Genomic DNA, 12,992 nt, shown 5'->3' with positions numbered 1-12,992 from the left:
TGTTTCCACATACCCCGGTTTTCCTTCCCGAGCCCATCTTTCCACAGGCCGGATCTTTTCCACGGATAATGTGGAACCGCCTGTGGAAAACATGGTGGCATCTCACTCAAGCCCTTTGATACCGAGCCCTGCAGAGGTTTGATCGTTTTTTGATCAGGTGCGCTTTGTGGATGATTTTTCAAGGTTTTTCAAAGCCCTGCAAGCACTTGGATGTCGCTGAAAATCCTGTGGATAACTCTGTGAAGAAACGTTGGACAGACCGCTGCAGGCGGCATGCTTGAAAGCCTTGCGCCATCACTCAAAAGATATCCACCGACCACCTATCGCTGAAAGGGTTCCGCACCGTGGACAAGTTGCCCCCAATCCGTGGGGAAAGCCTTGTGGATAACATGCGCATAGCTGGCGCCGGGCCCTCTGCTGCAAGGGTTTGCCGAAGATGAACAAAAAATGAACAGCCGCCTGACTGGCTTGCTGCCAGCGCCCGGCGCGGGCATGCTGCAAAGCTGCCATGACAACCTACCGTGAGGAACAGAGCATGACGTCCACCGTATTCATCACTGGCGCCACGTCCGGTTTCGGCGAGGCCACCGCCCGCCGCTTTGCCGAGGCCGGCTGGAAACTGGTGCTCACTGGCCGTCGCAAGGAGCGCCTGGACGCCCTGTGCGCGGAACTGTCGGCCAAGACCGAAGTGCATGGCCTGGTGCTGGACGTACGTGACCGCAAGGCCATGGAACAGGCCATCGCCACCCTGCCGGCCGGCTTCGACAAGCTGCGCGGCCTGGTGAACAACGCTGGCCTGGCGCTGGGCGTGGACGCGGCGCAGAACTGCAGCCTGGACGACTGGGAAACCATGGTCGATACCAACATCAAGGGCCTGATGTACACCACCCGCCTGCTGCTGCCACGCCTGATCGCCCATGGCCGTGGGGCGTCGATCCTCAACGTGGGTTCGGTGGCGGGCAACTACCCGTACCCGGGCAGCAACGTGTACGGCGGCACCAAGGCCTTTGTCGGCCAGTTCTCGCTGAGCCTGCGCTGCGACCTGCGCGGCACCGGCGTGCGGGTGAGCAACATCGAGCCGGGCCTGTGCGAGAGCGAGTTCTCGCTGGTGCGTTTTGGTGGTGACCAGGCCAAGTACGACGCCACTTACGCGGGTGCCGAGCCGATCCAGCCGCAGGACATTGCCGAGACCATCTTCTGGATTCTCAACCAGCCGGCGCACATCAACATCAACAGCCTGGAGCTGATGCCGGTGAGCCAGGATTGGGCAGGGTTCTCCATCGACCGTTCGGTCAAAGGCTGATCAACAAAGCGGGGCCGCTTTGCGGCCCATCGCCGGCAAGCCAGCTCCCACAGGATTGTGCAATCCTCAGGAGCTGCGCTGTACCTGTGGGAGCTGGCTTGCCGGCGATGGCGTCAGTACAGGCGCTGCAACCCTTCCAGGCAGGTCGCCAAGTGGTAGGGCGTAGTCGAAGGCATATCATGCCGGCTGACATTGCCTTCCCCATCCCGGCATTCATACCAGCCCGCTTCCCGCAGGAACCGCGCTTCCAGCGCCTGCATCTGGGTAGCCAACTTCGCCTCACCCGCCTCACGTAGCACCAACGCCCGCAGGTACTCCGCCTGCGCCCAGATCCGCTGGGTAGCATCGATCACCTTGCCATCCACATCCAGCATTGCCAGCACTGCCGCATCTTTCACCCCGTACTGCTCGGCAAAGCCGAATGCCCGGTCGAGGGACGCATGCAGTGGCGTGTCACGCAGCAGCGGTGAGGTATGCAGCAGGTAGAACCACTCGAACTGGTGCCCCGGCTCAAACCAGTTATCCACAGCCCCGCGTGGCTTTTCCAGCATCAGGCCGTGGGCCGGTTCGATGAAGTGTGTTTGCAGTGCTTCGCACAGTTGCAGCAGCGACTGTTGGGTATGCTCGTCATCACGCACCGCCAGCACTTGCAGGAACGCTTCGGCCAGGTGCATCTGCGGGTTCTGCAGCGGGCCGCTGCCCAGGTCGGCCCAGTCTTCGCCCAGGCTGGCTTCATACAGGCCGTCGTCACGGGCGAACTGCTGGTCGATAATGTCCAGCGCAGCGTTCAAGGTGGACTCGACCAGGCTTTCGCGCACCTTGCCCCAATAGTGCGCGCAGGCGAAGACGATGAAGGCGTGGGTATACAGGTCCTTGCGCCGATCCAGCGGCTTGCCCTGGGCGTCGATGCTGTAGAACCAGCCACCGTGCTCGGCGTCGTGGAAATGCTTTTGCAGCGAGCGGAACAAGGCGGCCGCGCGTTCGGTTGCGCCGGGTTGCCCGATGCGGCTGCTGAACAGGTACAGCTGGCGTGCGCAGGCCATCGCCCGGTAGCGCTGCACCGGCAAGGGCTGGTGCTGGGCATCCAGGGCTTCGTAGGGCAGGGCCATGTCGGCATTCCAGCCCGGGCCTTGCCACAGCGGCACGATGCGTTCGGCGAAGTGCTGGTTGAAGCGGGCCAGTTCAGGCAGGGTGAGGCGGGGGTTGGACATTTCGGCGCTCGTCGCTGTCGGGCAGGGCGCCATGGTAGCAGAACTAGGGTTGTGGGTTGCCCAGCCCTTGCCAATGCCGCGCCCCGACAAAGATGAAGCGCAGTTGCTGGGTGATCTTTTCCTGCGGCGTCAGTGCCTGTGGATAACCCGGTTCCGGGCTGTCGATAAGCTCTGGCAGGGTGGCGAACACGGTTTTCACCACCAGGTCGGCCATCACCGCCAGCGCGGCGCTGTCCAGGTGCTGCCAGCGCTTCATGCGCGCAAGGTCGGTGGCCAGGTCGTCGCTGATGTCCTGGCGCAGGCGGGCAATGGCCTGGCGTACGGCTTGTGAACCACCGTACTGCTCGCGGGCCAGGAACAGGAACTGCGCGCGGTGGGCGGCCACCACATCGAGGAAGATGCGCACCGAGGCGTCGGTGATGCCGCCCAGTTCGAATTCGTTTTGCCGTACCAGGCGGATGGTCTGACGGAAGGTTGTGTCGATTTCGGCCACCAGGGCCAGGCCCAAGGCGTCCATGTCGGAAAAATGCCGGTAGAACCCGGTGGGCACGATGCCTGCCGTCTTTGCCACTTCACGCAGGCTGATACTGCCGAACCCCCGGCCGCTCTCCATCAGCAGGCAGGCGGCATCGAGCAGGGCCTGGCGGGTCTGTAGCTTCTGTTCGGCGCGCGGCAGCATGGTGCGGGCTTCTGTGACGGTAAGGCTGGGCACTCTAGTTAAAAAAACAAAGCCCGGTCAATGACCGGGCCTGGAGGGGAGCAAGCGTTGTGACATGAGTTGTTCTTTTCGACCATGGCGATCAGCTCACACGGCTGAGTTCAACCAGACGATCCGAACCACCTTCAGCTACGCGGCCACTGCGTTCGATCAGGCGATCAGAGCCACCTTCGGCGACACGGCCACTGCGTTCGATCAGGCGATCAGAGCCACCTTCGGCGACACGGCCACTGCGTTCGATCAGGCGATCAGAGCCACCTTCGGCGACACGGCCACTGCGTTCGATCAGGCGATCAGAGCCACCTTCGGCGACGCGGCCACTGCGTTCGATCAGGCGGTCAGAGCCACCTTCGGCGACACGGCCACTGCGCTCGATCAGGCGGTCAGAGCCACCTTCGGCGACGCGGCCACTGCGTTCGATCAGGCGGTCGGAACCACCTTCGGCTACGGTTTTCAGCGGTTGGGCGATTTCGGCAGCGCTGGAGCGCGACTCAGCGGTCAGGTGCTGTTCGGCGGCTGGCAGGGCAAAAGCGTTGGCAGCCAGGATGGACAGGGTCAGGGTCAGCAGATGGCGTTTCATGATTTCGGTGCTCCTCTCGGGGGCTGGAAAGTGGGTACGGAGCCAATGCTACGCCGCGTAACGCCAGAGAGAAGTTCATACGGGTAATGGTAACAATCGACCGCATTGATAGAGGTTTGAAACGGCTCTATTCCGTACCTTGCAGGGATAGGTGTGGCGCGTTTCCCCTGCTGCGGGCGGGTAACAGGTAGGGCCTGGCGCGACAAATTGCTGAGCAAAAGGCCAGGAAAAACTTCGCTATCATGGCGCCATCGATAAAACCCTGCCGGTTTTCATCAGTCCCAGATATTAAGTGCCACCGCTGCGCCCGTTTTGTGCCATGCCGCAAGGAGAACCCCGCAATGACGCGTCCCGCCAGAATTCTCGTCTGGACCCTCACCAGCCTGCTGACACTGCTGGCGATCCTGGTGGTTGTGATTGCCACCTTTGACTGGAACCGCGTCAAGCCGCTGCTGAACGAGAAGGTTTCCGAGGCCCTGCACCGGCCTTTTGCGATCAATGGCAACCTTGCCGTGCAGTGGCATACCGAGCCCGAGGAAGGTGGCTGGCGTGCCTGGGTGCCATGGCCGCACTTCATTGCCGAAGACCTGACGTTGGGCAACCCCGACTGGCTCGAGGAGCCGAAGATGGTCGGCCTGGAGCGTGTCGAGTTCCGCCTGGCGCCGCTGCCGTTGCTGTTCCAGCAGATCAGCATCCCGCGCATCAACCTCACCAAACCTACGGCCAGCCTCACCCGCCTGGCCGATGGCCGGGCCAACTGGGCCATTGACCTCGGGCCAAAGGACGAAAACGCAGAACCTTCAAAATGGCAGCTGGACATCGGCGCCATCGGTTTCGACCAGGGCAATGTCAGCTTCGACGACCAGACCCTGCAAACCAGCATGAAGGTGCAGATCGACCCGCTGGGCAAGCCGATCCCGTTCAGCGACATCGTCGGCAAGGCCAGCGCCGAGAAAGCCGGTGGTGCCCAGGACTACGCCTTCGGGCTCAAGGCCCAGGGCCGCTACAAGGGCCAGCCGGTGTCCGGCACCGGCAAAATCGGCGGCCTGTTGGCATTGCAGGACGCCAGCCAGCCGTTCCCGCTGCAGGCCGACGTGCGGATTGCCGATACCCATGTGGTGCTCGCCGGCACCCTGACCGATCCACGCAACCTCGGCGCCCTCGACCTGCGCCTGCGCTTGTCCGGCGCCAGCCTGGGTAACCTCTATCCATTGACCGGCGTGACCCTGCCAGACACCCCGGCCTACTCCACTGACGGCCGCCTCAACGCCAACCTGCACGCGGCGCAAGGGGCGACATTCAACTACCAGGGCTTCAACGGCAAGATCGGTGACAGCGATATCCACGGTGACCTGGCCTTTGTCGCCAGCCAGCCACGGCCCAAGCTGTCCGGCAACCTGGTTTCGAACCAGTTGTTGTTCAAGGACCTGGCACCGCTGATCGGCGCCGACTCCAACGCCGAACAGAAGGCCCGTGGCGGTGCCAGCAAACAGCCGGCGGGCAAGGTGCTGCCGGTGGAAGAGTTCCGCACCGAGCGTTGGCGCAGCATGGACGCGGATGTCACCTTTGCCGGCAAGCGCATCGTGCACAGCGCGCAACTGCCGTTCAATGACTTGTCGGCCCACGTGATTCTGGAAGACGGCCTGCTGCGCCTGGAGCCCCTGCGGTTTGGCGTGGCGGGCGGCAACCTGGCCTCAAAGATCCGCCTGGACGGGCGCAACGTGCCGTTGCAGGGGCGTGCCCAGCTGACAGCGCGTGGTTTCAAGCTCAAGCAACTGTTCCCTTCCTTTGCACCGATGCAGACCAGCTTTGGCGAGCTGAACGGTGATGCTGACATCAGCGGCCGTGGCAACTCGGTAGCGGCTCTGCTGGGCACGGCCAATGGTGACCTGCGCATGCTGATCAACGATGGCGCCATCAGTCGCAGCCTGATGGAAATTGCCGGTTTGAATGTGGGCAACTATGTGGTCGGCAAACTGTTTGGTGACGAGGATGTGAAAATCAATTGCGCGGCGGCGGATGTGGGGATCAAGGATGGCCTGGCCACAACGCGCCTGTTCATCTTCGATACCGAGAACGCCATCATCTACATCAACGGCACGGCCAATTTCGCCAGCGAGCAGCTGGACTTGAAGATCACGCCAGAATCGAAAGGGCTGCGGCTGTTCTCGCTGCGCTCGCCGCTGTATGTGCGCGGGCCGTTTGCCAAGCCCAGTGCCGGGGTGCAGGCGTTGCCGTTGGCGCTACGCGGTGCGGGAATGGTGGCGCTAGGTGTCGTGGCCGGCCCGGCGGCGGGGTTGCTGGCGCTGATTGCGCCTAGCAGCGGGGATGATCCCAACCAGTGCACGCCGTTGTTGCAGCAGATGAAGGCGGGCAAGGCGCCGGCTGCGGTGAAAGGCAAGAAATGATAGGGGGCCGCGTTGCGGCCCAATCGCCGGCAAGCCAGCTCCCACAGGGACCGCACAGTATTCAGGGTTTGTGCAGTCCCTGTGGGAGCTGGCTTGCCGGCGATTGGGCTGCAAAGCAGCCCCTTGCGATTACAACCCCTGCAACAGATCGGACATGTCGTCCGCGTGCTCTTCTTCCTGCGCCAGGATGTCTTCAAACATCCGCCGTGTAGTCGGGTCTTTATCGCCGATGTACTGAATGATCTCGCGGTAGCTATCAATGGCAATCCGCTCGGCCACCAGATCCTCCAGCACCATCTCCTTCAACGATTTGCCCGCCACATACTGGGCATGGGAGTTCTTGCTCAGGTTATCCGGGTTGAAATCCGGCTCCCCGCCCAGCTGCACGATGCGCTCCGCCAGTTTGTCGGCATGCTCGGCTTCCTGGTTGGCATGCTCCAGAAACTCGCTGGCCGCCACACTGGCCTTGATGCCGCTGGCCATGAAGTAGTGGCGTTTGTAGCGCAGCACGCAGACCAGTTCGGTGGCCAGTGACTCGTTCAGCAGGCGCAGGATCTCCTTGCGGTCGGCGTTGTAGCCCTCGGTCACCGCGCCTTGCTCGACATGCTGGCGGGCACGCTCGCGCAGGGTTTGCACATCGGTCAGTTCAACGTTGCTCATGGTTATCTCCAGACGGGTCAGGACGGTAGATGAGGGTGGGACTCAGGCGCCATGCAAGGCGTCGCTGTCCTCTTGGCGTTGTTTGCAGGTTTTGAAACCCTTGGCGTCGACATGGCCGGTGGCGTCGAAGCGCACGTAGTAGGGCTGCTGTTTGCCGTCGCGGTTGAGGATGTAGTCGTTGCAGGTGCCCCCGTGCGGCAGGTCGATCACGTTCGACGGGCTGCCGCCGATGGCGATGACCTTCTGCATGGTCATGCCGTGTTCCACCTGCTTGACCAGCGGTTCGTCGCGGTAGGTGACGTAGTCCACCGGGTTTTCCGGGCGGCTGCCGCAGGCGGCCAGGGTGGCGCTTGCCAGAAGGATTGCCAGGGTCTGCTTGTACATGGTCCCGCTCCTTGCAAAGGGTCTGTGTGGTTTGGAACCACAGCGCGCGCCGGGAGTTCGATTGCGATGGTCATGATGGCCGCTGTAGTGTTGGCCGGTCGTCCACGGAAAGGGGCTGGGGCAATGCAGCAGGAATTGGCCACGCGATACCCGTTGGTGCTGGTGCCGGGCATGCTCGGGTTTGTCCGGTTGGTGCTCTATCCGTATTGGTTCGGCATCGTGCCGGCCCTGCGCAAGGGCGGGGCACGGGTGTTTCCGGTGCAGGTTTCGCCGCTGCACTCAAGTGAAGTGCGTGGCGAGCAGTTGCTGGCGATCATCGAAGACATTTGCCAGCGCACCGGCGCCGCCAAGGTCAATCTCATCGGCCATAGCCAAGGTGCCCTGAGTGCGCGCTACGCTGCTGCCAAGCGGCCGGATCGGGTGGCTTCGGTCACCTCGGTGGCTGGCCCCAACCATGGCTCCGAGCTGGCTGACCACCTGGAGCGCACGGCACCGGGTGATTCCCCCCAGGGCCGTATTCTCAAGGCAGTGCTGCATGGCTTTGCCGTGTTGCTGGTGTGGCTGGAAACCGGCTGGCGCCGTAACCCGCTGCCGGTGGATGTGCACGCCTCGCACCAGTCGCTGACCAGCGCCGGGGTGGGGCTGTTCAACCAGGCTTATCCACAGGGCCTGCCACAGAACTGGGGTGGGGAAGGGGCGTATGAGGTCAATGGCGTGCGCTATTACTCGTGGTCCGGCACCTTGCAGCCCGGCCTGACCGACCAAGGTCGCAACCGTTTTGATGGCAGCAACCGCTTCTGCCGCCTGTTCGCGCGCAGCTTCGTCAGGGAAAAGGGCCAATGCGACGGCATGGTCGGGCGCTGCAGTTCGCACCTGGGCCAGGTGATTGGCGACGACTACCCGTTGGACCATCTGGATATCGTCAACCAGTCACTCGGCGCCGTGGGCAAAGGTGCAGAGCCGGTGCGGCTGTTCACTGAACATGCCGCCCGGCTCAAGGCCGCGGGGCTTTAGCGGCGAATGGGCGTGGTCCAGCGCTCGGCCAGCACCACGCCAGCCAGGGTCAGCAAGCCGCCGACCAGGTGATAGCGGGCCAGTTGTTCGTCGAGCACCACGGCGGCGATCACTGCGGTGACAACCGGCAGCAGGTTGAAGAACAGCGTGGTGCGACTTGGCCCCAGACGATGCACAGCTTGCATCCACACCAGCGGCGCGATCATCGAGGCCAGCACGCAGGCGTACAGCACCAGGCCGATGTTGTGGCTGTTCAGGCCGGTCTTGTCCGATAGCAGGAACAACGGCAGCAGCACGACGATGGCCACCAGCACCTGCAGGTACAGCAACTGCAGGGGCGGCAGGCGCAGCTGCCATTTCTTCAGCAGGAAGCTGTACAGCGCGTAAGCCAGGGTGGCCACCAGCATCAGCAGGTCGCCGCTGTTCAGGCCGTGCGCCAGCAGGCTGGCGGGATGGCCGGCGCTGACCACTTCCAGTACGCCAAAGAACGACACCACTGCGCCCAGCAGGGCACCGTAGCTCAGGCGCTGGCCCAGCCAGGCGATGGAAAGTGCCAGTGACATCAGCGGCATCAGCGAGAGGATGATGCCCATGTTGGTGGCGCTGGTAATGCCGGCGGCGAAGTAGGCCAGGCTCTGGTACAGCGCCATGCCCAACACACCCAGCACGAACACCTTGCCCAGGTGCGGGCGGATCGCCGCGCGGTTGCGCCACACGGCAGGCAGCAGGAACGGAGTGAACAGCAGGGCGGCCAGCAGCCAGCGGTAGAAGCCGATTTCGGCGGGGTGGATGGCCCCGGCGGACATCTTGGTGACCACGGTGTTGCCGGCCCAGATGAGGATGGCGGTGAGGGGGAACAGGTAGTTCATGTAGCGGGTTACTCGTGTAGGACTGAAAGGGCCTGCGCAGCAGGCCCTGATGTCAGCCATTATCAACTGTCTGTCCACAAGCCTATACTTCCATCCAGACAACCCGCCCCGCAAGACAGTCAGCATGCCGCCCAAACACCTCGACATCCCTCAGTTCACCCAGCTCCCGGCCCCGGTGTACTTCCGCCACGACGAGTTCGGTGCCGACACCCTCAGCGCCCCGCACCGTCACACCTGGGGCCAGCTCAACTACTCCGCCCATGGCGTGATGCAGCTGGACGTCGCCGGCCAGCGCTTCCTGTCGCCGCCGCACTACGCCGTGTGGGTGCCGCCCGATACCGAACATGGCTGCTACAACCCCCAGGCCATCGTCTACCGCTCGGTCTACCTGGACCGCACCCTGTGCGCCGGCCTGCCGCAACAACCGTGCAGCCTGATGATCAGCGACATCCTCAAGGCCATCCTCGCCGACTTTGCCCGGCGCGACCTCAAGGTGGCGGAGGGCGAGCGCGACCAGCGCCTGGTGCAGGTGCTGCTCGACCAGCTGCTGCTGGCACCCACCCAGGCCTGTTACCTGCCGTTTGCGCATGGCGAAAGCCTGCGTCAGGTGCTCGACGCCTTGGGTGCCGAGCCCGGCGACAACCGCCCGTTGGCCGCATGGGCCGCGCAGGTGCATGTCAGCGAGCGCACCCTGGCCCGCCAGTTTCTGCGTGAGCTGGGCATGAGTTTTGGCGAGTGGCGCTTGCGCCTGCGGTTCTTGCGAGCCATCGAAGCGCTGGAGGCCGGCCTGCCGATTCAGGCCATCGCCTTCGACCTTGGCTACAGCAGTGCCTCGGCGTTCATTGCCATGTTCCAGCGCCAGGCCCAGTGTACGCCCGAGCAATATCGCCGGCAGGCACGGGCAGGGCGCTGAAAAATCTTGGCTACACTCAGCTCGACCCCCGTGCATCGGGCGCGGAGCGAAGGAGACCACTCCATGAAAGTGCTGCACATTCCATTACTGGTGCTGGCCGTGCTGTTCAGCGCCCAAGGCTTCGCGGCCAACACCGCGCAGCAGGAAAAGATGAAAACCTGCAACGCCGACGCCACCACCAAGGCCCTCAAGGGCGATGAGCGCAAAGCCTTCATGAGCACTTGCCTGAAAAAGGACGTGCCGCAAACCCAGCAAGAGAAGATGAAAACCTGCAACGCCGACGCCACCACCAAGGCCCTGAAGGGTGACGAACGCAAAGCCTTCATGAGCGACTGCCTGAAGAAGAAATGACCTGCGCCTATGCCTGCAGGCGCAAGGCTGGCAGACTGCGGGCATTCCCGCTGTCTGCCGTCGAGGCTGTATGACCTTTACCCCCCGTCAGATCACCCTGGCCAGCCTGATCATCGTCATGGCCGGGCTGCTGCTGGCCTTGCCCCTGAAGTTGCTGCCCAGCCTGCTTGCCGGCCTGCTGGTGTTCGAACTGGTCAACATGCTCACCCCGCGCCTGCAACCGCTGCTGGCCGGCCAACGCGCCCGCTGGCTGGCCGTGGCGCTGCTCGGTACGCTGGTGGTCAGTACCCTGACGCTGCTGATTGCCGGTGCCTTCAGCTTCTTGCTGCACGAGGCGGAAAACCCCGGCGCCTCGCTGGACAAGTTCATGGCCTTGGTCGAGCGCGCCCGTGGCCAGCTGCCGCCGTTCATCGAGGGCTACCTGCCCGCCAGCGCGGCCGAGTTCAAGGTGGCCATCGGTGACTGGATCAAGAGCCACCTGAGCGATCTGCAACTGGTGGGCAAGGGCATGGCGCACATGTTCGTGACACTGCTGATCGGCATGATCCTCGGTGCCATCATCGCGTTGCAGCGCATTCCCGATGTTTCCCGGCGCAAGCCCCTGGCGGCGGCGCTGTTCGAGCGCCTCAATCTACTGGTGAAGGCGTTTCGCAACATCGTCTTCGCGCAGATCAAGATCTCGCTGCTCAACACGGTTTTCACCGGCATCTTCCTGGCGGTGGTGATGCCGCTGTTCGGCGTGCACCTGCCGCTGACCAAGACGCTGATCGTGCTGACCTTCCTGCTGGGTTTGCTGCCGGTGATCGGCAACTTGATGTCCAACACCCTGATCACCATTGTGGGCTTGTCGCTGTCGATCTGGGTGGCGGCGGCGGCGCTGGGCTACCTGATTGTCATCCACAAGGTCGAGTACTTCCTCAACGCGCGGATTGTGGGTGGGCAGATCAGTGCCAAGGCGTGGGAGCTGTTGCTGGCGATGCTGGTGTTCGAGGCGGCGTTCGGGCTGCCTGGGGTGGTGGCGGGGCCGATCTACTATGCCTACCTCAAGAGTGAGCTGAAGCGGGCCGAACTGGTCTGATTTTTCACTGACCTGTACCGGCCTCTTCGCGGGCAAGCCCGCGAAGAGGCCGGTACAGGTCATAGGAATGTATCAGGCAGCCCCGTACCGCTTGCGCGCCTCAATGGCCAGCCCGCTACCAATGCTGCCAAAGATATTGCCTTCCACATGCCGCGCATTCGGCAGCATCGCCGCAACGCTGTTACGCAGCGCCGGAATACCGCTGGAACCGCCAGTGAAGAACACCGTGTCCACCTGGCCTTCGCTCACGCCAGCCTTGGCCAGCAACTCGGTCACGCTACCCCGCACTCGCTCCAGCAGCCCTTCGATCGCTTCTTCGAACAGCACGCGAGTCAGTTCTGCCGTCAGCTCAGGCTCGACACGGCGCAGGTCGATGTGGCGGCTTTCACTGTTGGTCAGCTCGATCTTGCTGGCCTCGACTTCCATCGCCAACCAGTGCCCTGCGCGCTGTTCGATCAGCTTGAACAGGCGGTCGATGCCGAAACTGTCTTCGATGTCATAGCGCATGCTGCCCAGCGCCAGCTGCGACTTTTGAGAATACAGGGCGTTGATGGTGTGCCAGGTGGCCAGGTTGAGGTGGTAGCTGGTGGGCATCAACGCGCCGCTCTTCATGCGGCTGCCGTAGCCGAACAGCGGCATCACGCCTTGCAGGCTCAACTGCTTGTCGAAGTCGGTACCGCCGATGTGCACGCCGCCGGTGGCGAGGATGTCGCTCTGGCGCTCGGCGACCAGGTGGCGCTCGGGCGACAGGCGGATCAGGGTGAAGTCGGACGTACCACCGCCGATGTCGACGATCAGCACCAGTTCTTCGCGGCTGATGCTCGACTCATAGTCGAAGGCTGCGGCAATCGGCTCGTACTGGAACGACACATCCTTGAAACCGATCTTGCGCGCTACGTCGGCCAGAGTGTCTTCGGCTTCCTGGTCGGCAGCCGGGTCTTCGTCGACGAAGAACACCGGGCGGCCCAGCACCACCTGGTCGAATTCGCGGCCAGCGGCAGCTTCGGCGCGCTTTTTCAGCTCGCCGATGAACATGCCCAGCAGGTCCTTGAACGGCAGGGCGCTGCCCAGCACGCTGGTGTCGTGCTTGATCAGCTTGGAGCCCAGCAGGCTCTTCAGCGAGCGCATCAGGCGGCCTTCGTAGCCTTCCAGGTACTCGTGCAGTGCCAGGCGGCCATACACCGGGCGACGTTCCTCGATATTGAAGAACACCACCGAAGGCAAGGTGATCTTGCCGTCTTCCAGGGCGATCAGCGATTCCACGCCAGGGCGATGCCAGCCGACCGTGGAGTTGGAGGTGCCAAAGTCGATGCCCAGGGCGCGGGCCGGGGATACGTCAGACATGGGGAATGAGCTTCCGGAGGCAAAACGGCCGCGCAGTGTATGCCAGTTGGCTACAGAATCAAGACCAGTCGTCTGCCATGGGGCAAACCCAAGGCGGCCTTGAAAGGCTATGCTTGACCCCTATCTTCAGTGGCAACACGCACATTTACATTGGTGATC

General features: G+C 63.1%; 13 protein-coding genes. 6 read left to right on the top strand and 7 right to left on the bottom strand.

Annotation, left to right across the window (positions count from 1 at the left end; genetic code table 11):
• The first annotated feature begins 535 nt into the window (after positions 1 to 535).
• Positions 536 to 1,303: an SDR family oxidoreductase gene (locus tag A0O30_RS09445; protein WP_060498564.1), complete on the top strand. Its 768-nt coding sequence runs from the start codon at positions 536 to 538 to the stop codon at positions 1,301 to 1,303.
• Positions 1,304 to 1,416: 113 nt separating this feature from the next.
• On the opposite strand, the gene A0O30_RS09440 is transcribed toward A0O30_RS09445, so the two are convergent.
• From A0O30_RS09440 to A0O30_RS09430, 3 genes are all read right to left on the bottom strand, one after another.
• Positions 1,417 to 2,514, bottom strand: coding sequence for an AGE family epimerase/isomerase (locus tag A0O30_RS09440; protein WP_105946299.1), 1,098 nt, complete (start codon positions 2,512 to 2,514; stop codon positions 1,417 to 1,419).
• A gap of 43 nt (positions 2,515 to 2,557) precedes the next feature.
• Positions 2,558 to 3,193 (bottom strand): TetR family transcriptional regulator, encoded by a 636-nt coding sequence (locus A0O30_RS09435; RefSeq protein ID WP_019098907.1) that lies wholly within the window; start codon positions 3,191 to 3,193, stop codon positions 2,558 to 2,560.
• A 121-nt stretch (positions 3,194 to 3,314) separates the two neighbouring features.
• Positions 3,315 to 3,812: a phage infection protein gene (locus A0O30_RS09430; protein WP_089229915.1), complete on the bottom strand. Its 498-nt coding sequence runs from the start codon at positions 3,810 to 3,812 to the stop codon at positions 3,315 to 3,317.
• 341 nt (positions 3,813 to 4,153) lie between these two features.
• On the opposite strand from A0O30_RS09430, the gene A0O30_RS09420 reads away from it, so the two are divergent.
• The gene (locus tag A0O30_RS09420; protein WP_105946298.1) at positions 4,154 to 6,220 is read left to right on the top strand and encodes an AsmA family protein; all 2,067 of its coding nucleotides are present in this window, start codon (positions 4,154 to 4,156) and stop codon (positions 6,218 to 6,220) included.
• Between the two features lie 129 nt (positions 6,221 to 6,349).
• Here A0O30_RS09420 and A0O30_RS09415 read toward each other — a convergent pair whose 3' ends face one another.
• On the bottom strand, positions 6,350 to 6,880 hold the full coding sequence (locus tag A0O30_RS09415) for a bacterioferritin (protein WP_105946297.1): 531 nt from the start codon (positions 6,878 to 6,880) through the stop codon (positions 6,350 to 6,352).
• Between the two features lie 42 nt (positions 6,881 to 6,922).
• Entirely contained in the window at positions 6,923 to 7,264 is a 342-nt protein-coding gene (gene osmE / locus A0O30_RS09410) for an osmotically-inducible lipoprotein OsmE (RefSeq protein WP_016712236.1), read from the bottom strand.
• A gap of 123 nt (positions 7,265 to 7,387) precedes the next feature.
• On the opposite strand from osmE, the gene A0O30_RS09405 reads away from it, so the two are divergent.
• Positions 7,388 to 8,278, top strand: a complete 891-nt coding sequence (locus A0O30_RS09405; RefSeq protein ID WP_105946296.1) for a triacylglycerol lipase — start codon at positions 7,388 to 7,390, stop codon at positions 8,276 to 8,278.
• Here A0O30_RS09405 and A0O30_RS09400 read toward each other — a convergent pair.
• Entirely contained in the window at positions 8,275 to 9,147 is an 873-nt protein-coding gene (locus tag A0O30_RS09400) for a DMT family transporter (protein ID WP_019096785.1), read from the bottom strand. The genes A0O30_RS09405 and A0O30_RS09400 overlap by 4 nt on opposite strands.
• Before the next feature lie 124 nt (positions 9,148 to 9,271).
• On the opposite strand from A0O30_RS09400, the gene A0O30_RS09395 reads away from it, so the two are divergent.
• The 3 genes from A0O30_RS09395 (at position 9,272) to A0O30_RS09385 (ending at position 11,489) form a co-directional block, all read left to right on the top strand.
• Positions 9,272 to 10,060: a helix-turn-helix transcriptional regulator gene (locus A0O30_RS09395; RefSeq protein ID WP_105946295.1), complete on the top strand. Its 789-nt coding sequence runs from the start codon at positions 9,272 to 9,274 to the stop codon at positions 10,058 to 10,060.
• Between the two features lie 63 nt (positions 10,061 to 10,123).
• Positions 10,124 to 10,411 carry a PsiF family protein gene (locus A0O30_RS09390; RefSeq protein ID WP_105946294.1) on the top strand — a complete coding sequence of 96 codons (288 nt, stop codon included), beginning with the start codon at positions 10,124 to 10,126 and terminating at the stop codon, positions 10,409 to 10,411.
• Between the two features lie 70 nt (positions 10,412 to 10,481).
• On the top strand, positions 10,482 to 11,489 hold the full coding sequence (locus A0O30_RS09385; protein WP_060498558.1) for an AI-2E family transporter: 1,008 nt from the start codon (positions 10,482 to 10,484) through the stop codon (positions 11,487 to 11,489).
• Between the two features lie 72 nt (positions 11,490 to 11,561).
• On the opposite strand, the gene A0O30_RS09380 is transcribed toward A0O30_RS09385, so the two are convergent.
• On the bottom strand, positions 11,562 to 12,833 hold the full coding sequence (locus A0O30_RS09380; protein ID WP_060498557.1) for an Hsp70 family protein: 1,272 nt from the start codon (positions 12,831 to 12,833) through the stop codon (positions 11,562 to 11,564).
• Between the last annotated feature and the right edge of the window lie 159 nt (positions 12,834 to 12,992).

This window comes from Pseudomonas sp. LLC-1 (genome assembly GCF_002992185.1).
Lineage (GTDB): Bacteria > Pseudomonadota > Gammaproteobacteria > Pseudomonadales > Pseudomonadaceae > Aquipseudomonas > Aquipseudomonas monteilii.
This window is presented reverse-complemented; position numbering and strand designations above follow the sequence as displayed.